The following is an 18,797-nucleotide window of genomic DNA, read 5'->3' as shown; positions in this document are numbered from 1 at the left end:
AGTGTTTCTGCAGGGAGATACTCCCGCCCGGCGCGGCGGTGTCTCGGCGCCGAGGTGACGTAGGGGCATGGCGGGCGTGCATCCGCGACTGTGGAGGAGGAGTCAGGAGCGGAGTCGCGTCCGCGCCGTCCTCGGCCGGCGCCGACGCGCGCGAACTAGCATTGGGGTGTGGCACGCCCGAAACCCCAACGGATGAACCCCGCCGACGACCTCGCGAAGCGCTCGCGCACGCATGGCCGATCGGGCAACCCCGCGAAGGCGACGAGCCCCCGCTCGGCCGGAGCGGCACCGGCCGGCCCGGCGACCGCCGCCGACTGGATCTCGGGTGCGCGACTGCGCACGCTTCCGCTCGCCATCGCTCCCGTGGCGCTCGGCACGGGCGCCGGAGTCATCGCGATCGCCGAAGGCCCGTGGCATCCGGCTCGCGCGCTGCTCGCCCTCGTCGTCGCCCTCGCGCTGCAGATCGGGGTCAACTACTCGAACGACTACTCCGACGGGGTGCGCGGCACCGACGATCACCGGGTCGGGCCCGCGCGGCTCACCGCCTCGGGCGCCGTGAAGCCCCGTCACGTGCTCGTCGTCGCGCTCTCGTTCTTCGCGCTCGCGGCGCTCGCCGGCCTCGCGCTCGTCGTCATCACCCAGCAGTGGTGGCTCATCGCGGTCGGCGCCGCGGCGATCGTCGCGGCCTGGTTCTACACCGGCGGCAAGCGCCCGTACGGGTACGCCGGGCTCGGCGAGGTCTTCGTCTTCATCTTCTTCGGCCTCGTCGCGACGGCGGGCTCGGCCTTCGTGCAGGCGCTCACCGTGAACCTCGAGGCCTGGCTCGGCGGCGTCGGCGTCGGCCTGCTCGCCTGCGCGGTGCTCATGGCGAACAACCTGCGCGACGTCGAGCAGGATCGGGTCGCCGGCAAGCGCACCCTCGCCGTGCTGATCGGGCCGCTCGCGGGGCGCATCCTGTTCGTGCTGTTCACGCTCGTGCCGTTCGGCATCGCCGTGTTCTTCGCGTTCTTCTACCCGACGGCGTGGCTCGTGCTCTTCGCACTGCTCGCCGCGGTGCCGGCCTGCATCATCGTGCTCACCGCGAAGACGGCGCGCGAGCTGATCCTCGCGCTGCAGCTCACGAGCGTGACGGCGCTGCTCTACGGCGTCGGGCTGGGGCTCGCCTTCGCGTTCTGACGAACGCCGGGGCGGGCTGCCGCGCAGCGCACGGAGGCGGCGACCCGGCGCTACTCCGCCGCGGGCTTCTTCGCGGCGGTCGGCTCGACCGCGGCGATCGCCGCGTCCTCCGCCTCGTCGTCCTCGCGCACGAGTGGCTTCTCGCGGTGCCGTGCGGCGTAGATCTCGCTCGACATCGACTCGCGCGGGCGACGCAGGAACAGCAGCGACGCGCTGAAGCCGAACACGGCGGCGACGAGGGCGGCGATCCATGGGGTGACCCCGGCGATCAGGAGGACGGCGAGCGGCACGGCGAAGAGGAGGACTCGAATCGCCGTGTACCAGATCCAGACGGGCACGGATTTCACCCTGACAGTGTAGGCGGGGTCTCTGGGGGCGGCTCCCAGCCAGCCGTGACCCTGCGAGCCTAGACTGGCACCATGGCCCGGCTGCTCTTCGGACTCGGCGTCGCCGTCGTGATCTTCACGGTCTACGCGGTCGTCGACTGCGCACTGCTCGACCGGCTGCGCATCCGAGGGTTGAAGCGCGGCTGGTGGATCGTCGTGATCCTCTTCGTCCCCGTCATCGGCGGACTCCTCTGGTTCTTCGTCGGCCGCGGCGGCTCGCTCAACCGCCCCGCCGGTCGCAGCCGCACCGTCGCCCCCGACGACGACACCGAGTTCCTGCGACGCCTCGGCGACGACGCCGTCCAGGCAGATCGCATCCGCCGGCTCGAAGAGGAGCTCGCCGAGCTCGACGGCGAGACGGATGCCTCGGCCGGCGGCCCCGGCGCGGGCCGCAAGGCCGAGCCCGGCAAGCGACCCGACAATCCCGATGCCCCCGGCGAGACCGGGCCGTCGCCCCGCCCGAATGCCTGACCCGGTGCCGACGGCGCCGAACGGCCCGGCGGTGCCGAACGCGCCGACTGCATCGAGCGGCGTGCCCGCGCCGTCGTCCGCGTTCTCGGTCGCGCTCCTCGAGGAGTTCGTGCGCGCCGGCGTGCTCGACGTCGTCGTCGCCCCCGGTTCGCGCTCGCAGGCGATCGCCCTCGCCGCGGCGGAGTTCGAGAAGCAGGGTCTCGTGCGCCTGCACGTGCGCCTCGACGAGCGCGGCGCGGGGTTCCTCGCCCTGGGGCTCGCGGTCGAGTCGGGCCGACCTGCGGTCGTCGTGACGACCTCGGGCACGGCCGTCGCGAACCTGCACCCGGCGGTGCTCGAAGCGCACCACTCGGGCGTGCCCCTCGTGCTCCTCACGGCCGATCGCCCGGCGGAGCTCCGTGGCATCCGGTCGAACCAGACCACCATGCAGCCCGGCATCTTCGCGGGCGCCGTGCGCCTCGAGCGTGACGTCACCGCACCCGAGGGGGCACCGGGCGAGACGGCCGCGGCGGCGAAGCTCGCCCGCGAGGTGGTCGCGGCCGCCCTCGGCCGCGACGCCGACGGGGGCCTCGTCGCCCATCCCGGCCCCGGTCCGGTGCACCTCAACCTGCAGCTGCGCGAGCCCTTGTCGTCGCCCGTCGACGTCTCGATGCCCGACCGCGACGCCGTCGCCCGTTCGCGCACCGAGAGCACCGAGCGCGCGGAGCGCGCCGAACGCACCGAGCCCCTGACCGCGAACGTCGCCGCCGCGACCTCCGGAGCCCTGATCGCCCGTGGACCGCGCACCCTCGTCGTCGCCGGGGCCGGCGCCGGACCCGAGGCCGAGGCGTTCGCCCGCGACGGCGACTGGCCGCTCGCGGCCGAGGTCACGAGCGGCGCCCATTTCGGGCCGAACCTCGTCGTCGCGTACCGCGAGCTGCTGCGCGAGCCCGACTTCGGCGATGCCGTCGAGCGGGTCGTGGTGTTCGGGCATCCGACGCTCTCGCGCGAGGTGCCGGCGCTCGTGCAGCGCGACGACGTCGAGACGATCGTCGTCGCCCCCTCGGGCATCGAGTGGTTCAACCCCGGCAGGCGGGTGCGCCGCTTCGAGCGCGCCGTGCACGCCGAGCCCGTCACCCCTGCCGCGCCGCAGACGGCCGAGGAGCGCACCTGGGTGCGCCGCTGGGTGCACGCGAGCCGCATCATCGTCGAGTCGGGCCTGCCGCCGGCCGCACCCGCCGTCGCCGAGGGCATCGACGAGACCGGCCACGTCGGCGACCTCGAACTGCACCGCGAGTTCATGCGCGCACAGCTCGCGGCCGCTCGCGCGCCGATCTCGCGCCGCATGCTCGTCGACGCCATCTGGGGCGCCACGTGGCCGCACGACCGGCTCGTGTTCGGGGCATCCCGCCTCATTCGCGACGCCGACCGCGCCGTGCCCGGCCGCCGCATCGCCGCCCACGCGAACCGCGGCCTCGCCGGCATCGACGGCACGGTCGCCACCGCGCTCGGCATCGCGATCGCCAGCCAGACGGATGCCCCCGCGCTCGCGCGCCCCGCCGAGCCCGCCGAGGCCGGGGCCGGTGAGACACCCGCCGAGGGGGTCTCGAGACGCTCCGCTCCTCGACCGCCGAATGGCGCGCTCGCCGCCCCGACCGGTGCCGACTTCGCGACCGAGCTCGCGCACGCCGAGGCCGTCGAGCGGGCCGTCGCGGCGCGCCCGGCGTCGGCGGTCGCCTCGGCCGGCGTGACCCGGGCGCTCATCGGCGACCTCACGCTGCTGCACGACGTCGGCTCGCTGCTGCTCGGCGAGGGCGAGACCCGGCCGCGGCTGCTCGTCATCGTCGGCAACGACGGCGGCGGAACGATCTTCGACGCGCTCGAGGTCGCCGGCACCGCCCCGGCCGACGCCTTCGACCGGGTGCAGTTCACCCCGCAGCACGTCGACCTCGCCGCGCTCGCCGCGGCGTACGGCTGGGCGTACTCGCGGGCGACGACCCGCGGCGAGCTCGACGAGGCGCTCGGCACGCGCATCGACGGCCCGACGATCCTCGAGGTGCCGCTGCCGCGCTGACGGACCGGCGGTCGAGTCCTCCCCGGCGGTCGAGGAGCGAAGCGCATCGAGACCGGGGGCTTCGAGCGACGCGGCCAGGCCGCGCTCCGTCCGCCGGTGTCTCCTGCTCATGCGTTACGTCACTGAGTCTCCGGTGGCATCGGTGATGCCAGGGGCGACTCAGTGACGGAGGAGTCGGCGGGGGCCCTTGCCGGGGCGCACCCGGGCTCGGCAGGATGTGAGGAGCATCGCGGCGCGGCGCCGCCGCAGAGGGGGAACACCACATGAGTCGCGAATCGTTCTGGACCGCCGATCCCTCCGACCTCCTCCGCGTCGGCGAGGGGTTCAAGCTGGCCGAGGTCGACCCCGCGTCGCATCCGGGCTTCGACGGCGAGAAGCGCGACGCCAAGGCGGCGCTCGCCGAAGGCGCCGACATCCTCGCCGAACTGCAGGAGCAGCTCTTCGCGGGCAGCCGCATGGGCGGGCACAAGCGGCGCGTGCTGCTCGTGCTGCAGGCGATGGACACCGCGGGCAAGGGCGGCATCGTGAAGCACGTGATGGGCGCCGTCGACCCGCAGGGCGTGCAGCTCGCCGCGTTCAAGAAGCCCACCGAGGAGGAGCTCGGCCACGACTTCCTCTGGCGCATCAGCAAGGAGACCCCCGGCCCCGGCATGATCGGCGTCTTCGACCGATCGCACTACGAGGACGTGCTGATCGGGCGCGTGCGCGAGCTCGCCCCGCCCGAGGAGATCGAGCGTCGCTACGACGCGATCAACGAGTTCGAGCGCGGGCTCGTCGCGAGCGGCACCACGATCATCAAGGTCATGCTGCACATCTCGCCCGAGGAGCAGCGGGAGCGCCTGCAGGAGCGGCTCGACCGGCCCGACAAGCACTGGAAGTTCAACCCGGGCGACATCGACGAGCGACTGCTCGCGCCCGCGTACGGCCAGGCGTACCAGCTCGTGTTCGAGCGCACGACGACGCCGGATGCCCCGTGGTTCGTCGTGCCCGCCGACCACAAGTGGTACGCGCGGCTCGCGGTGCAGCACCTGCTCATCGACGCCCTCGAGGCGATGGAGCTCAGCTGGCCGCTGGCCGACTACGACGTGGCCGAGCAGCGGGCGCGGCTCGCGGCCAGCTGAGCCGCTCGACCGCCGGCTCGGGCACGAGGCTTAGGCTTGAGAGGTGAGTCAGACGCACGCCCCGGCGCGCCTCGTCGTCAGGACGGTGGCCGTCGATGAGACCGAACCGCTGATTCCGCGCACCGACCCGCGTCACCCGCTCGTCTGGATGCGCCGCGGCGAGGGCATCGTCGGACTCGGCGAGGTGCTGCGCATCGAGTCCTCGGGCCCGTCGCGCATCGACGACGCCGCCTCGGCGTGGACCTCGCTCGCCGCCGACGCCGACATCGACGACCGCGTCGGCCTGCCCGGCACCGGGCTCGTCGCGTTCGGCGCGTTCGCGTTCGCCGACGAGTCGGAGGCGACGAGCGTGCTCATCGTGCCCGAGCTCGTGATCGGCCGCCGCGACGGCAGGGCGTGGGTGACGCGCATCGGCTTCGAGACCCCCGCCGAGGTGACCATTCCCGAGCCGGCACCGAAGCGGCAGGTGCCGCGGGTGGCGTTCGCGCCGGGCTCGCTGCCGCCCGAGGCCTACGAGTCGGCCGTCGCCGAGGCGGTGCGCCGCATCGACGCGGGCGAGTTCGAGAAGGCCGTGCTCGCCCGGCAGCTCGTCGGCACCCTGAGCGACGACGCCGGCCTGCGGGCGACCATCAACCGCCTCGCCGAGGACTACCCCGACACGTGGGTCTTCGCCGTCGACGGGCTCATCGGCGCGAGCCCCGAGACGCTCGTGCGGGTCGACCACGGCACCGTCTCGGCGCGCGTGCTGGCCGGCACGGCGCCGCGGGGCGCGGGCGAGGCATCCGACCGCGATCACGCCGCCGCCCTCGCGGCGAGCGAGAAGAACCTCGCCGAGCACGCGCTCGCCGTGGCGAGCGCCGTGCAGCGCCTCGAGCCGCACACGACCCGGCTCGACACGAGCCCCGAGCCGTTCACGCTGCAGCTGCCGAACCTGTGGCACCTCGCGACCGACCTCAAGGGCACGCTCGGCGACGGCTCGAACTCGCTCGACCTCGTCAAGGCCGTGCACCCGACCGCGGCCGTCGCGGGCACGCCGCGCAAGGTCGCGCTGCGCGCGATCCTCGAGCTCGAGGGCTTCGACCGCGGGCGCTACGCCGGCCCCGTCGGCTGGGTCGACGGCGACGGCGACGGCGAGTGGGCGATCGCGCTGCGCTGCGCGCAGGTCGACCCCGACGGCACCGTCACCGCATATGCCGGGTGCGGCATCGTGCATGACTCGGTGCCGGCCGACGAGCTCGCCGAGACCGACATGAAGTTCCGTCCGATCGTCGAGGCGTTCGGCGGATAGCCGGTCCGGGCCTCCGACGACCGGTCCGGTGCAGGGCGCCCGCCGGTAGAATCGGAGGATGACCCGCGCAGACCTCGGCAAGGACCCCCGCGAGGTGTCGGCGATGTTCGATCGCGTCGCCGCCGCGTACGACCGCACCAACAACGTGCTCTCGGTCGGCAACGCCCCGCTCTGGCGCGTCGCGACCACGCGCGCGGTCGACCCGAAGCCGGGCGAGCGCATCCTCGACGTCGCCGCCGGCACGGGCACCTCGAGCGCGAGCCTCGCGAAGTCGGGCGCCTCGGTCGTCGCCGCCGACTTCTCGCCGGGCATGATCGAGGTCGGTCGCCGCAGGCAGGCGCACGTGCCCAACCTGGTCTTCGTCGAGGCCGACGCCACGAAGCTCCCCTTCGACGACGACTCCTTCGACGCCGTGACCATCTCGTTCGGCCTGCGCAACGTGAACGAGCCCAGACAGGCGATCGCCGAGTTCTTCCGCGTGACGAAGCCCGGGGGCCGGCTCGTGATCTGCGAGTTCTCGACCCCGCCGACGCAGTTCGTGCAGTTCGGCTACGGCGTGTACCAGCGGTACGTGATGCCGCCGCTCGTGAAGCTCTCGAGCTCGAACGACACGGCCTACGAGTACCTCAACGAGTCGATCAACGCGTGGCCGAAGCAGCCCGAGCTCGCCGCGTGGATCCGCGAGGCCGGCTACGCCGACGTCGCGTGGCGCAATCTCACGATGGGCGTCGTCGCGCTGCACCGCGGGCGCAAGCCGCTCCAGCCGGTGGTCGAGTAGCCCCGACCGCCGGCAGGGCGAACCACGCGACATCCGTTCGCCGTCGCTGACACGGGCGCGCATGCGCGCACGGGTAGGCTGGGAGACGTGAATCCGAGCCACCCGGTCGCCCGTCGCGGCTCCGCGCTCGCCGCCAACCTGGGTCTGAGCGAGCGCGTCTTCGCGTCCGCGGCAGACAAGGCGATGGCCCGGGCGATCGACGCCGGCATCGAACGCGTCGAGTCCGGCCTCGTCCGCGAGGTGCAGTTCGCCGACTCCATCGCCGACGTCTCGACGCGCTATCTGCTCGAGGCCGGCGGCAAGCGGGTGCGCCCGATGCTGACGCTGCTCACCGCGCAGCTCGGCGCCGGCGCGACCGACGACGTGATCACCGCCGCAGAGGCGATCGAGATCACGCACCTGGGCTCGCTGTACCACGACGACGTCATGGACGACTCCGACCGCCGCCGCGGAGTGCCCGCAGCGCACGCGGTGTGGGGCAACTCCGTCGCCATCCTCACGGGCGACCTGCTCTTCGCGCGTGCGAGCCAGCTCATGGCGAGCCTCGGCGAGCGCGCGATCCGCATGCAGGCCGACACCTTCGAGCGCCTCGTGCTCGGCCAGCTGCACGAGACGGTCGGCCCGACCGAGGCCGACGACCCGATCGAGCACTACATCCAGGTGCTCGCCGACAAGACCGGCTCGCTCATCGCGGCGGCCGCGCAATCGGGCGTCGTGTTCTCGGGCGCCGATCCCGCCTACGAGGCGCCCATCGTCGAGTTCGGCGAGAAGATCGGCGTCGCGTTCCAGCTCATCGACGACGTGATCGACCTGTCTCCGCAGCCCGAGGAGACCGGCAAGGTGCCCGGCACCGACCTGCGCGCCGGCGTCGTCACGCTGCCGCTCCTGCGTCTCGCCGAGATGGCGAAGACCGACGAGGCATCCGCCGACCTGCTCGCGCGCATCGAGCGCGACGTGATCACCGTGACCGCGGCGACCGCCGACCTCGGCGACCCGCTCGACACGAACACGCTCGCCTCGCGCATCGTGCCGTCGCGTGCGACGGTCGACGCGATCGTCGCCGAGCTGCGCGAGCACGAGGCCACGAAGGCGACGCTCGCCGAGGCGCACCGCTGGGCCGCCGAGGCGGTCGCGGCGCTCGCCCCGCTGCCCGAAGGAAGTGTGAAGAAGGCGCTCACGCGGTTCGCCGAGACGATCGTCGAGCGGCAGAGCTGACGGCGGCGCCGACCGCGCCCGCCGTCTCCGAGTTTCGAATGCGAGGAGAGTTGTGACGAGGAACAAGCTGCGACTGGCGATCGTCGGGGCGGGCCCCGCCGGAATCTACGCCGCCGACATCCTGCTGAAGGCCGAGCGCAACTTCGACGTGTCGATCGACCTGTTCGACCACCTCCCCGCGCCCTACGGGCTCGTGCGCTACGGCGTCGCCCCCGACCACCCGCGCATCAAGGGCATCATCACGGCGCTTCGCGAGGTGCTCGACCGCGGCGACATCCGCATCTTCGGCAACGTGCGCTTCGGTGAGGACATCACGCTCGACGACCTCAAGAAGCACTACAACGCGGTCATCTTCGCGACCGGTGCGGTGAAGGATGCCTCGCTGAACATCCCGGGCATCGAGCTCGAGGGCTCGTACGGGGCCGCCGAGTTCGTGAGCTGGTTCGACGGGCACCCCGACTTCCCGCGCACGTGGCCGCTCGAGGCCCGCGAGGTCGCCGTGATCGGCAATGGCAACGTGGCGCTCGACGTCTCGCGCATCCTCGCGAAGCACGTCGAAGACCTGATGCCGACCGAGATCCCCGCGAACGTCGCGGCCGGCCTCGCGGCCTCGCCCGTGACCGACGTGCACGTGTTCGGCCGTCGCGGCCCGACCTCGGTGAAGTTCACGCCGCTCGAGCTGCGCGAGCTGGGCGAGCTGCGCGACGTCGACATGATCGTCTACGACGAGGACTTCGACTACGACGACGCGGCCCGCGCGGCGGTGTCGGGCAACAAGCAGGTCTTCGTCATCGACAAGGTGCTGAACCAGTGGCGCCAGCGCGAGGTCGGCCAGGCCTCGCGCCGCCTGCACCTGCACTTCTTCGCGAAGCCGCTCGAGATCGTCGACGACGGCGACGGGCACGTCGGCGGCATCCGCTGGGAGCGCACCGAGTCCGACGGCGCCGGCGGGGTCGTCGGCACCGGCGAGATCCGCGAGCTGCCGATCCAGGCCGTGTACCGCGCGGTCGGGTACTTCGGCTCGCCGCTGCCCGGAATCCCCTTCGACAAGAAGTTCGGCGTCATCCCGAACCACGAGGGCCAGGTGCTCATGCGCGACAAGCAGACGGGCGAGTCGCGCCAGATGTACGGCGTCTACGCGACCGGCTGGATCAAGCGCGGCCCGGTCGGCCTGATCGGCCACACCAAGTCGGACGCGATGGAGACGATCAAGCACGTCATCAACGACCTCGGCAACTGGTGGCGCCCCGAGTCGCCGTCGGAGGAGTCGGTCGTCGAGCTGCTCGAGTCGCGCGGAATCCGCTGGACCGACCTCGACGGCTGGCACCGCCTCGACGGGCACGAGCAGGAGCTCGGCCAGGCCGAGGGGCGCGTGCGCATCAAGGTCGTGCCCCGCGACGAGATGGTCGACATCTCGCGCGGCGAGGTTGCGTAGCGCGGCCCCCGGAGGTCGAGTAGCGAAGCGTATCGAGACCGACTCAGCCCTCAGCGCGAGGCGCTGAGCCGCAGATGCAGCAGGGGGTACGGCCGACCCGCCTCGTCGGTCTCGCTGCGACCGGCGACCTCGAACCCGTGGCGGAGGTAGAAGCCGGTGGCCGCGTCGTTCTGCTCGTTGACGTCGACGCGGGTCACGCCGTGCTCGGCGATCGCGTGGGCGAGGAGCGCCGAGCCGATTCCGCCGCCCCGGCGGTCGGCGTTGACGAACAGCATCTCGAGACCACCGTCGAGCGTGCCGGCGAAGCCGACGGGCTCGCCGTCGAGCTCCGCGACCGAGAGCGCGACGGCGGGGAAGTAGTCGGTCGCGAGATGCGCCTCGATCTCGTCGCGATCCGCCTCGGTGAGGAAGCCGTGCGTCGCGTCGACCGCCCCGCGCCAGATGGCGACGAGCGCCGGGTACTCGGCGACGCCGATCGACGGGCGGATGCGCAGTTCGGGCACGGGGGATCTCCTCGGGTGGTGCGAACCCGTCATCCTACCGGGCTCCGCTCGACGGCCCTGTGCACGGCGCCGCCGCTGCGCGTCCCGTCGGCGCTACGCTGCTCAGCATGCCGATGCTCGTGCCGCTGACCGCGCTCACCCTCGCGGTGGCCGGCTTCGCGATCGGCTGGTGGCCGTTGGCCGCGTGGTCGGCGCACTCGATCACGGGCGAGCGGATGCCTCGGCGCACCACCCTGCGCATCGCCGCCGCCGTGACGACCGCGGCGACCTTCGGCCTGCTCGGGCTGCGCTTCGGCCTCGACTGGCTGCTGCCGGCGCTGCTCGCGTTCGCCGCCTGCGCGACGGTGCTCTCCATCGTCGACCTCGTCGAGAAGCGGCTGCCGAACGCGGTGGTGTTTCCGGCCCTCGCCGCGGTCGCGGTGCTGCTGGTGCCGGCGACCTGGGCGGCGGGGGAGTGGATGCGACTCGTCTGGGCGCTCGCGGGCGCCGCGGCGATGTTCGCCGTGTACTTCGTGCTCGCCCTCATCTCGCCGTCGTCGATGGGAATGGGCGACGTGAAGCTCGCGCTCGTGATCGGGCTGCTCGCCGGATGGTTCGGGCTGTCGCCCTGGCTCGTCGCCCTGCTCGCCGCCTTCGTGATCGGGGGGCTCGCGTCGCTCGTCGCGCTCGCGCGCAAACGGGTGACGCTGCGGGGGTCGATCCCGTTCGGGCCGTCGATGCTCGCGGGGGCGCTCGTGGCGGTGATGTTGGCGGGGCCGGTGGGCTGAGTCCCGGGTGCCTTCGGGGGAATGTCGGCGAACGAGCCGGCGGGGCCCCTTCGAGATCGGGGTACACCTGTACCCCGATCGCAGGGTACGCGTGTACCCCAATCGTGTACCCCGAAAAACCCCCAAACTGGGGGGCAAGATGCGGTCTCTTGCGCGGAAAACAGCCGATCTGTGCCAATCGTTGCGTTCCAGGCCGGATGCCTCCCCCAAAGTGGGGCATAGGTGACCCCGAACACGGTGGATACCTTCATGTCACCGCATGTACCCACATGCGGCACCAGCCATCCTTCGGGGTGGTGAAGTGTCCCTACTTACCCGAAGGATTCACCATGCTCAAGGCATTCACGCGAGCACGTGCACACCTCGAGAGCCTCCGCTCCGAGGAAGAGGGCGCGACCGCCGTCGAATACGGACTCATCGTCGCCCTCATCGCCGTCGTGATCATCGCGGCCGTCACCCTCGTCGGCACCAACCTCGACGCGATCTTCGACGCGATCGCCGCGGCGCTCGGCGGCACCGGTGGCGGTGGCGGCGGCGGCACCCCGTAATCCGCTCCTGAGATCTGCCGGCGAAGCGGCCGGCGTCACGCTGGGGGACCGTCGATCGCGACGGTTCCCCAGCGATACACGTTTCAGAGGTGAGAAGTGAACGAGCGCAAGCGTCGCAACGAGCGAGGAGCAGCGGCCGTCGAGTTCGCGCTCGTACTGCCGCTGCTGCTCCTCGTGCTGCTCGGCATCTTCGAGTTCGGCCGGCTCTTCAACATCCAACTCGTCGTCTCGAACGCCGCCCGAGAAGCGGTGCGCGTGATGGCGATCGAGGATGATCCCGGTACAGCCAAGAGCGCCGGCGTTGCGGCGACGGCGGGTGTGCTGAACCCCGCGCTGACGACCGCCGACGTCGCGATCGACCTCACCTCCTGCGAGGACAACCCGGGCGACCCGGTGACGGCCACCGTCAGTTACAGCACCTCGTTCATCGTTCCGGGATTCTGGGATCTGGTGACGGGCGACGACTTCGTGATCACGGGAACGGGGCAGATGATATGCGGCGGTTGATTCGGAAGCTGCGTCGTGAACGTGGCGCATCGGCCGTGCTCGTCGCGGTCATGCTCGTCCCGCTGATCGGAGCGGGTGCGATCGCTGTCGACGTCGGCGCGCTCGTCTCCGAGCGTGCTCAGTTGCAGAACGGCGTCGACGGCGCCGCGATGGCGCTCGCCGCATCCTGTGCGAAGGATGAGACGACCTGCTCCAGCGGTGCGACGACGAAGGCGCAGGAGTACGTCGACGGCAACGCCACACTGCCGTACGACCCCACCGCGAACGCCCCCAGCATCGACACCGCAGGAAACATCGTGACCGTCACGGCAGAGGCCGACGTCGAGCACTACCTCGCCAGCGTGATCGACGGGCCCGGCTCTGAGACGGTCTGGGCCTCGGGCTCCGCCGAATACGGGACTCCCGTGGCCGGGAGCACCCTCCCGCTTGCGATCGGTGCTTGCGAGTTCGACGACTTCCCGCCGATCGATCCCGACGCCACGCCGACCAAGATCCTCGTCCAGTACAACACCGAAGCGCGGAGCGGCTGCGACCCGACGTACTCTCCGGGTGGGTTCGGGTGGCTCGACGCCGTCGAGTGCGCAGCCGACATCGACCTCACCGCCGGATCCATCTGGCACAAGGCCGATCGCGGCAACAACCTCAGCAAGAGCGGTTGCGACGTCGGCAGCGGTGACCCCGAGACCGACCTCGCGTTGCGTCTCGACAGCACCGTACTCATCCCGATCTACGACTCGTTCAAGAAGATCAACACGTCGTGCTCCGAGCCCGACGACTCTCGCGGAGGCATCATCTGCTTCCACATCGAGAAGTTCGCCGCGTTCGTGCTCACGGGGTTCAAGTTGAGCGGTCCGAGCACCTATGTGGATTCCACTGCTCCGCGATGCACGGGAAGCTGCCGTGGCCTCCAGGGGTACTTCGTGAAGTACGTCTCTGTCGACGAGGCCTTCGAACTCGGCGACGGTGACAGCGAGGGCCTCAGCGTCGTGCGCATGATCATTACTCCCGACGAGCTCGCCGGACTGCTTGACTGACCTCATCCGCCCTACCGAAAGCACGCAGCCATGAAGACCCGAATCATCGGGGCGATCGTCGCCCTCATCCTCGCGATCGTCGGCGCGTTCGCCCTCGTCATCTACGTCCGTGGCGCCGACGTGCGGGCGGCGCAGGGTGCCGAGCTGCAGAACGTCTACGTCGTGCAGGAGACCATTCCGAAGGGTACCGCCGGCGAGGTGGTGGGCGATTTCGTCAAACTCGACACCGTTCCCGTTCGCAATCTCGTCGAGGGCGTGGTGACGGACCTGTCGGTGCTCGACGGCCTCGTCGCGGATGCCGATCTGCTCCCCGGCGAGCAGCTCTCCGAGGCGCGATTCATCGATCCGCTCGAGCTCGCCGCTCGCGGCGAGGTGCCGGTGCCCGACGGCATGCAGGAGGTCACGATCACGGTGCCCGCGGACCGGATGGTCGGTGGCGCGGTGCAGCCCGGAAGCACTGTCGGCGTCGTCTACACGACGAGCACGGAGTCGGAGTTCGCCAACGAAGACAAGGCGATCACGCAGTTCATCTTCCATCGCATGCTGGTCACGAGGATCGTCGCGGGCGCCGACGTCGCGGTCAACGACGACGAGGACGAGAGCAACTCGCCGCAGATGGTCAACACCTTCCTCGTCACGATCGCGGCGACGACCCCGCAGGTCGAGAAGCTCGTCTACGGCGCAGAACAGCAGCTGGACGGCAACGGCGGCATCTGGCTGACGCTCGAGCCCGAGACGGCAGACCCGGGCGGCTCGACGCCCCGCTCCGGCGAGAACATCTTCGGGTGATCCCCGTGGCTACGCCGCCCTTCCTGCTGGTCAGCCGCTCGGCCGAGTACGAGACCCGACTCCGGTCGGTGCTCGGCGAGCGACTGACCGTGGTGCCAGGGGAGTTCCTGACCTTCGGCCCGGAGGCGGTCGTGACCCGGGTGCCCGAGCGACCGCGGATCGCGCTGCTCGGCCCGGTGCTCAACTACGAGGAGACGAAAGGGCTTGTCGAGGCGCTCACGGCGAAGCATCCCTCGCTCGGCCTGATCGTCGTTCGCGAGCAGCGTTCCGATCTCGAGGACTGGGTCGACGAGCTCGCGCTGCACGCGGTGCTCAACCCCGATGCGACCGACGAGACGACCCTCGCACTCCTCGATCGCCTGGCTGCCTGGCTCGTTGCGAACGGCCACGCGGAGGCGCACGACTTCGACGCACCGCCTGCGCTCGAGATCGACGACATGCCGTTCGTCGACCTGGAGCCCGCCGACTTCGACCTGGTCGCGGATGAGCCTGCCATCGAAACGGAGGAGCTCGTCGAGCCCGAGCCCGAGCCCGAGCCCGAGCCGGCGGCACCCGAGTGGGAGTTTCCGCCGATCGAGGCCGGGGTGCCGACCGAGGCGATCGCGGTCGTCGCCCCGAAGGGCGGCCAGGGCAAGACGACCATCGCGATCAACCTCGCGACCGGCCTCGCCGAGATCGCGCCGAACTCGGTGGTGCTCGTCGACGCCGACCTGCAGTTCGGCGACATCACCGCGGCGCTCGCGCTCGAGCCCGAGCGCACGATCGTCGACGCGGTCGCGGACACCGCAGCCGATGAGCTCGTGCTGAAGACCACGCTCACGCACCACGACGACGGCTTCTTCGTCGTCGCGAGCGCACCGTCGCCCGAGCTCGGCGACCAGGTCGCACCGGCGGCGCTCGCCGAGCTCATCGACCGACTCCGCGCGACGTTCCGCTACGTCATCATCGACACGACGCCCGGACTCGGCGAGCACACCCTCATCACGCTCGAGCACGTCACCGACGCCGTCTTCGTCACGAACATGGGCGTGCCGAGCCTGCGTGCAACGCGCACCGAATTCGAGCTGCTCACCAAGATCGGGCTCATGCCCGGCAACCGGCACGTCGTGGTGAACCAGACCGACAAGAACAGCGGGCTCACGATCAAGGACGTCGAGAACATCATCGGCGCCCCGGTCGACATCGAGGTGCCCAAGTCGTCTGCGGTGCTGTTCGCGTCGAACAAGGGCGTGCCGCTCATCCACGATGACGTGCGCGACCCGGCGGCGAAGGCGATCCGGTCGATCGTGCTCCGCATCGCACCCGAGGCGTTCCCGAAGCGCAGCAAGATCCAGAGAAGGCGGCGAACGAATGAACCTGAATGAGCGTCTGAACGCGCTCCGCGCCGAGCGCGAGGCTGCCGACCCCTTTGCGCCGACCGTCCCTCGCATCCCAACCGAGCCAGTTTCCCCTGAGAGTCCTGAAAACGCGTCCCCGGCAGTCGAGTCGGCCGAGCGGGCCGTCGATGACGTGCAGCAGCCGCTGTTCAAGGCGCCCGCCACGCCGAAAGCTCCCCAGGCGCGACCTGTGGGCTCGGTCGACCCGCTCGCCGCCGTCAAGGAGAAGGCCGCCGAGGAGCTCTTCGGGCGCATCGGCTCCCGCCTGAACGACCCGGCGATGACGGAAGAGCAGCTGCACGTCCTCGCGCGTGCCGAGCTCGCCGAGATCGTGGCGGGCGAACAGCTCGCGCTCTCGACGGCCGAGCGCAATCGCCTCATCGACGACATCGGCGCCGACGTGCTCGGGTACGGACCGCTCGAGCCGCTGCTGGCCGACCCGAGCGTGAGCGAGATCATGGTCAATCGCTTCGACCGGCTGTACGTCGAGCGGAACGGCCGCCTGCAGGAGACCCCCCACCGATTCACCGGTGAGCCGCAGCTGCGTCGCGTCATCGAGCGCATCGTCGCGCGGGTCGGCCGCCGCATCGACGAGTCGTCGCCGCTCGTCGATGCGCGCCTCGACGACGGGTCCCGCGTGAACGCGATCATCCCGCCGCTGGCGGTCGACGGGGCGTCGCTGACGATCCGAAAGTTCGCGGGCACCCCGTACACCGTCAACGACCTGATCGGGTTCGGCAGCCTCACGCGAGAGGTCGCCACCGTGCTCGATGCCGCGGTGCGCGCGAAGCTCAACATCCTGGTGTCGGGCGGTACCGGCACCGGAAAGACGACGCTGCTCAACGTGCTCTCCGCCTTCATCCCCGGCGACGAGCGCATCATCACCATCGAGGACGCGGTCGAGCTGCAACTCCAGCAGGAGCACGTCGTGCGCCTCGAGTCCCGCCCGCCGAACATCGAGGGGCGCGGCGAGATCACGATCCGCGACCTCGTGCGCAACTCGCTGCGCATGCGCCCCGACCGCATCGTCGTCGGTGAGGTCCGTGGGGCCGAGTCGCTCGACATGCTCCAGGCCATGAACACCGGCCATGAGGGGTCGATCTCGACGCTGCACGCCAACTCGCCGCGCGACGCGATCTCGCGCATGGAGACGCTCGTGCTGATGGCGGGTATGGAGTTGCCGCTCCGCGCGATCCGCGAGCAGATCTCGTCGGCGATCGACATCATCGTGCAGATCTCCCGCCACAAGGACGGCGTGCGGCGCATCACGAGCGTGACGGAGGTGCACGGCATGGAGGGTGAGGTGATCACCCTGCAGGACGCGTTCAGCTTCGACTACTCGGCGGGCTACGACGAGGACGGTCGGCTGAAGGGCCGCATCGAGGCGACCGGCGTGCGGCCGCGCTTCGCAGAGCGCATCGCCGATCATGGGATCTCGCTCCCGATGTCGCTCTTCCAGGTCGTGCCCCGCGAGATGCTCGGAGAGATCCGATGAACCCGGTGTTCTTTGTGGCCGGGGTGGCGATCTGCCTCCTCGCGCTGGTCGTGCTCGTGCTCTTCGTGATCGCACCGCAGGCACCGCGGGTATCGCGCGACCGTCGACTCGCACCGGGCGAGCAACACGTGTCGACGCTGACGAAGCTCACCGACCGCACGACCGCGGCGATCGAGTCGGCGACGGCCAACCGTTCGGGCGGCATGTTCAGTCCCGAGGCACTCGAACTGGCCGGGGTGAAGACCGATCGTTCGGGGTTCCTCGTCCTCGTCGTGTCGGCCACGAGCGTGATGACGCTCATCGGGGTGCTGCTCGGTATCGCCAACGGCACCTGGTTCATCCTGGCGATCCTGTTCGGTGCGGCGACGCCGTTCCTCGCGAAGCTCGTGCTCGTCATCAGGACCTCGCAGCGGCAGTCGAAGTTCGCCGACCAGGTCGACGACACCGTGCAGATGATGGCCGGTGGGCTTCGAGCCGGGCACGGGCTCAACCGCACGATCGGCGCCGTCGCGGCCGAGGCCGAGGAGCCCACGAGCGAGGAGCTCGCTCGGGTCGTCAACGAGACCCGCCTCGGGCGGAACCTCGCCGAGGCGCTCACGAACACCGCGCACCGCATGAAGAGCGCCGACTTCGAGTGGGTGGCGCAGGCGATCGCCATCAACCAGGAGACGGGCGGCAACCTCGCCGAGGTGCTCGACCAGGTGGGTCGCACGATCCGCGAGCGCAACCAGATCAGGCGCCACGTCAAGGCGCTCAGCGCCGAGGGTCGGCTCTCGGCGATCGTGCTCGTGGGCCTCCCCATCGGTGTGTTCCTCTTCCTGCTGATCACGCAGCCGAACTACCTGTCGGTGTTCTTCACGAGCGTCTACGGGATCATCGCGTTGATCATCGCCGGGATCCTGCTGATCGTCGGCACGATCTGGATCGCGTTCACGGTGAAGGTGAAGTTCTGATGCTGGGCTGGGTGATGCTGGGCGTCGCGCTCCTCACGGCGATCGCGTTCGGGCTCTTCGTGTTCCTGCTCTTCCCGGCGCGCAAGCCCAAGGCGGAGGCGGTCGGCGACGGCCCGGTCGAGGAGCCGGTGCAGCGCGGTACCATCGGCGCCTCACTCGTCGCCGCGGCACCGCGCGGGTACATCGGCTGGATCGAGAAACAGATCCTCTTCGCCGGCCGACCGACCGGCTGGACCCTCAGCGGCATCATCACGTGGAAGCTCGTGCTCGGCACCGTCGGAGCGGTGTTCGGCATCCTCTTCACCATCTCGGGTGGTGTGCAGCCGATCAAGATCCTGCTCGCCGCCTTTGCGACGATCCTCCTGTTCTTCCTCCCCGACGTGCTCATCAACAGCCGTGCGCACGATCGGCAGGAGGCGATCAGGAACACCCTGCCCGACACGCTCGACCAGATGACGATCGCGGTGGAGGCGGGCCTCGGATTCGATGCCGCGATGGCGAAGGCGGCGCGGAACGGCCACGGCCCGCTCGCCGAGGAGTTGATCCGCGTGCTGCAGGACATGTCGATCGGCCGGACCCGCCGGGACGCGTTTCTCGAGCTCGAAGCCCGCACGAACTCGCCCGACCTCCGCAGGTTCGTGCGCGCCGTCGTCCAGGCCGACGCGTACGGCATCGCGCTCGGCGACGTGCTGCGGGTGCAGGCCGGTGAGATGCGATTGAAGCGTCGTCAGCGCGCCGAGGAACAGGCTCAGAAGGTGACGGTCAAGATCCTGTTCCCGCTGGTGTTCTGCCTGCTTCCGGTGCTCATGATCGTCGTGATGACGCCCGGCGTGATCGGCATCATCAACGCGTTCACCGTGCAGGCACCCTGATCGAAGCATCGAGATCGCGCCGTTCGCGGA

At 70.7% G+C, this 18,797-nt stretch carries 19 protein-coding genes; 17 read left to right on the top strand and 2 right to left on the bottom strand.

Going from position 1 to position 18,797, the window contains the following annotated elements:
- The first annotated feature begins 192 nt into the window (after positions 1 to 192).
- On the top strand, positions 193 to 1,176 hold the full coding sequence (locus ACFVSL_RS04345) for a 1,4-dihydroxy-2-naphthoate polyprenyltransferase (RefSeq protein ID WP_386939318.1): 984 nt from the start codon (positions 193 to 195) through the stop codon (positions 1,174 to 1,176).
- 50 nt (positions 1,177 to 1,226) lie between these two features.
- Here ACFVSL_RS04345 and ACFVSL_RS04340 read toward each other — a convergent pair whose 3' ends face one another.
- The gene (locus ACFVSL_RS04340) at positions 1,227 to 1,523 is read right to left on the bottom strand and encodes a DUF4229 domain-containing protein (protein WP_386938800.1); all 297 of its coding nucleotides are present in this window, start codon (positions 1,521 to 1,523) and stop codon (positions 1,227 to 1,229) included.
- Between the two features lie 72 nt (positions 1,524 to 1,595).
- Here ACFVSL_RS04340 and ACFVSL_RS04335 point away from each other — a divergent pair, with 72 nt between their 5' ends.
- The 7 genes from ACFVSL_RS04335 to ACFVSL_RS04305 all read left to right on the top strand — a co-directional run bounded on the left by ACFVSL_RS04335 (position 1,596) and on the right by ACFVSL_RS04305 (position 9,923).
- Positions 1,596 to 2,033, top strand: coding sequence for a PLD nuclease N-terminal domain-containing protein (locus tag ACFVSL_RS04335; RefSeq protein ID WP_386938798.1), 438 nt, complete (start codon positions 1,596 to 1,598; stop codon positions 2,031 to 2,033).
- Positions 2,026 to 4,086: a 2-succinyl-5-enolpyruvyl-6-hydroxy-3-cyclohexene-1-carboxylic-acid synthase gene (menD, locus tag ACFVSL_RS04330; RefSeq protein ID WP_386938796.1), complete on the top strand. Its 2,061-nt coding sequence runs from the start codon at positions 2,026 to 2,028 to the stop codon at positions 4,084 to 4,086. The genes ACFVSL_RS04335 and menD overlap by 8 nt, the downstream gene beginning before the upstream one ends.
- Before the next feature lie 263 nt (positions 4,087 to 4,349).
- A complete protein-coding gene (locus ACFVSL_RS04325; protein WP_386938794.1) occupies positions 4,350 to 5,207 on the top strand; it encodes a polyphosphate kinase 2 family protein in 858 nt (285 codons plus the stop codon).
- Positions 5,208 to 5,250: 43 nt separating this feature from the next.
- Entirely contained in the window at positions 5,251 to 6,495 is a 1,245-nt protein-coding gene (locus ACFVSL_RS04320; protein WP_386938792.1) for an isochorismate synthase MenF, read from the top strand.
- A gap of 58 nt (positions 6,496 to 6,553) precedes the next feature.
- Positions 6,554 to 7,273, top strand: coding sequence for a class I SAM-dependent methyltransferase (locus ACFVSL_RS04315; protein ID WP_386938791.1), 720 nt, complete (start codon positions 6,554 to 6,556; stop codon positions 7,271 to 7,273).
- An 87-nt stretch (positions 7,274 to 7,360) separates the two neighbouring features.
- A complete protein-coding gene (locus ACFVSL_RS04310; protein ID WP_386938789.1) occupies positions 7,361 to 8,488 on the top strand; it encodes a polyprenyl synthetase family protein in 1,128 nt (375 codons plus the stop codon).
- A 52-nt stretch (positions 8,489 to 8,540) separates the two neighbouring features.
- Positions 8,541 to 9,923: an FAD-dependent oxidoreductase gene (locus ACFVSL_RS04305; protein WP_386938787.1), complete on the top strand. Its 1,383-nt coding sequence runs from the start codon at positions 8,541 to 8,543 to the stop codon at positions 9,921 to 9,923.
- 50 nt (positions 9,924 to 9,973) lie between these two features.
- Here ACFVSL_RS04305 and ACFVSL_RS04300 read toward each other — a convergent pair whose 3' ends face one another.
- A complete protein-coding gene (locus ACFVSL_RS04300; RefSeq protein WP_386938786.1) occupies positions 9,974 to 10,426 on the bottom strand; it encodes an acetyltransferase in 453 nt (150 codons plus the stop codon).
- Positions 10,427 to 10,533: 107 nt separating this feature from the next.
- On the opposite strand from ACFVSL_RS04300, the gene ACFVSL_RS04295 reads away from it, so the two are divergent.
- The 9 genes from ACFVSL_RS04295 to ACFVSL_RS04255 all read left to right on the top strand — a co-directional run bounded on the left by ACFVSL_RS04295 (position 10,534) and on the right by ACFVSL_RS04255 (position 18,767).
- The gene (locus tag ACFVSL_RS04295) at positions 10,534 to 11,193 is read left to right on the top strand and encodes a prepilin peptidase (protein WP_386938785.1); all 660 of its coding nucleotides are present in this window, start codon (positions 10,534 to 10,536) and stop codon (positions 11,191 to 11,193) included.
- A 329-nt stretch (positions 11,194 to 11,522) separates the two neighbouring features.
- Positions 11,523 to 11,741 carry a Flp family type IVb pilin gene (locus ACFVSL_RS04290; RefSeq protein ID WP_386938784.1) on the top strand — a complete coding sequence of 73 codons (219 nt, stop codon included), beginning with the start codon at positions 11,523 to 11,525 and terminating at the stop codon, positions 11,739 to 11,741.
- Between the two features lie 96 nt (positions 11,742 to 11,837).
- Positions 11,838 to 12,248, top strand: coding sequence for a TadE/TadG family type IV pilus assembly protein (locus ACFVSL_RS04285; protein ID WP_386938783.1), 411 nt, complete (start codon positions 11,838 to 11,840; stop codon positions 12,246 to 12,248).
- Between the two features lie 35 nt (positions 12,249 to 12,283).
- The gene (locus ACFVSL_RS04280) at positions 12,284 to 13,282 is read left to right on the top strand and encodes a Tad domain-containing protein (RefSeq protein ID WP_386938782.1); all 999 of its coding nucleotides are present in this window, start codon (positions 12,284 to 12,286) and stop codon (positions 13,280 to 13,282) included.
- Between the two features lie 30 nt (positions 13,283 to 13,312).
- On the top strand, positions 13,313 to 14,071 hold the full coding sequence (locus ACFVSL_RS04275) for a Flp pilus assembly protein CpaB (protein ID WP_386938781.1): 759 nt from the start codon (positions 13,313 to 13,315) through the stop codon (positions 14,069 to 14,071).
- The gene (locus tag ACFVSL_RS04270; RefSeq protein WP_386938779.1) at positions 14,068 to 15,435 is read left to right on the top strand and encodes a CpaE family protein; all 1,368 of its coding nucleotides are present in this window, start codon (positions 14,068 to 14,070) and stop codon (positions 15,433 to 15,435) included. The genes ACFVSL_RS04275 and ACFVSL_RS04270 overlap by 4 nt, the downstream gene beginning before the upstream one ends.
- Positions 15,422 to 16,942 (top strand): CpaF family protein, encoded by a 1,521-nt coding sequence (locus tag ACFVSL_RS04265; protein ID WP_386938778.1) that lies wholly within the window; start codon positions 15,422 to 15,424, stop codon positions 16,940 to 16,942. Before ACFVSL_RS04270 ends, ACFVSL_RS04265 begins: the two co-directional genes overlap by 14 nt.
- Entirely contained in the window at positions 16,939 to 17,895 is a 957-nt protein-coding gene (locus ACFVSL_RS04260) for a type II secretion system F family protein (protein WP_386938777.1), read from the top strand. The genes ACFVSL_RS04265 and ACFVSL_RS04260 overlap by 4 nt, the downstream gene beginning before the upstream one ends.
- Complete coding sequence (locus ACFVSL_RS04255) at positions 17,895 to 18,767, top strand: type II secretion system F family protein (RefSeq protein ID WP_386938776.1); 873 nt, start codon at positions 17,895 to 17,897, stop codon at positions 18,765 to 18,767. The genes ACFVSL_RS04260 and ACFVSL_RS04255 overlap by 1 nt, the downstream gene beginning before the upstream one ends.
- The last annotated feature ends 30 nt before the right edge of the window (positions 18,768 to 18,797 follow it).

Origin of the sequence: Agromyces sp. NPDC058064, from assembly GCF_042885275.1 — a bacterium.
Classification (GTDB): Bacteria; Actinomycetota; Actinomycetes; order Actinomycetales; family Microbacteriaceae; genus Agromyces.
The sequence above is the reverse complement of the archived record's forward strand: the minus strand, read 5'-3'. Positions and strand labels throughout refer to the sequence as shown.

What these genes read in the sequence shown, in the direction of transcription:
- ACFVSL_RS04295 (WP_386938785.1), top strand. Translation starts at nt 10,534, where the DNA reads ATGCCGATGCTCGTGCCGCTGACCGCGCTCACCCTCGCGGTGGCCGGC.
- ACFVSL_RS04275 (WP_386938781.1), top strand. Translation starts at nt 13,313, where the DNA reads ATGAAGACCCGAATCATCGGGGCGATCGTCGCCCTCATCCTCGCGATC.
- ACFVSL_RS04255 (WP_386938776.1), top strand. Translation starts at nt 17,895, where the DNA reads ATGCTGGGCTGGGTGATGCTGGGCGTCGCGCTCCTCACGGCGATCGCG.
- ACFVSL_RS04265 (WP_386938778.1), top strand. Translation starts at nt 15,422, where the DNA reads ATGAACCTGAATGAGCGTCTGAACGCGCTCCGCGCCGAGCGCGAGGCT.
- ACFVSL_RS04315 (WP_386938791.1), top strand. Translation starts at nt 6,554, where the DNA reads ATGACCCGCGCAGACCTCGGCAAGGACCCCCGCGAGGTGTCGGCGATG.
- ACFVSL_RS04260 (WP_386938777.1), top strand. Translation starts at nt 16,939, where the DNA reads ATGAACCCGGTGTTCTTTGTGGCCGGGGTGGCGATCTGCCTCCTCGCG.
- ACFVSL_RS04335 (WP_386938798.1), top strand. Translation starts at nt 1,596, where the DNA reads ATGGCCCGGCTGCTCTTCGGACTCGGCGTCGCCGTCGTGATCTTCACG.
- ACFVSL_RS04290 (WP_386938784.1), top strand. Translation starts at nt 11,523, where the DNA reads ATGCTCAAGGCATTCACGCGAGCACGTGCACACCTCGAGAGCCTCCGC.
- ACFVSL_RS04325 (WP_386938794.1), top strand. Translation starts at nt 4,350, where the DNA reads ATGAGTCGCGAATCGTTCTGGACCGCCGATCCCTCCGACCTCCTCCGC.
- menD (WP_386938796.1), top strand. Translation starts at nt 2,026, where the DNA reads ATGCCTGACCCGGTGCCGACGGCGCCGAACGGCCCGGCGGTGCCGAAC.
- ACFVSL_RS04345 (WP_386939318.1), top strand. Translation starts at nt 193, where the DNA reads ATGAACCCCGCCGACGACCTCGCGAAGCGCTCGCGCACGCATGGCCGA.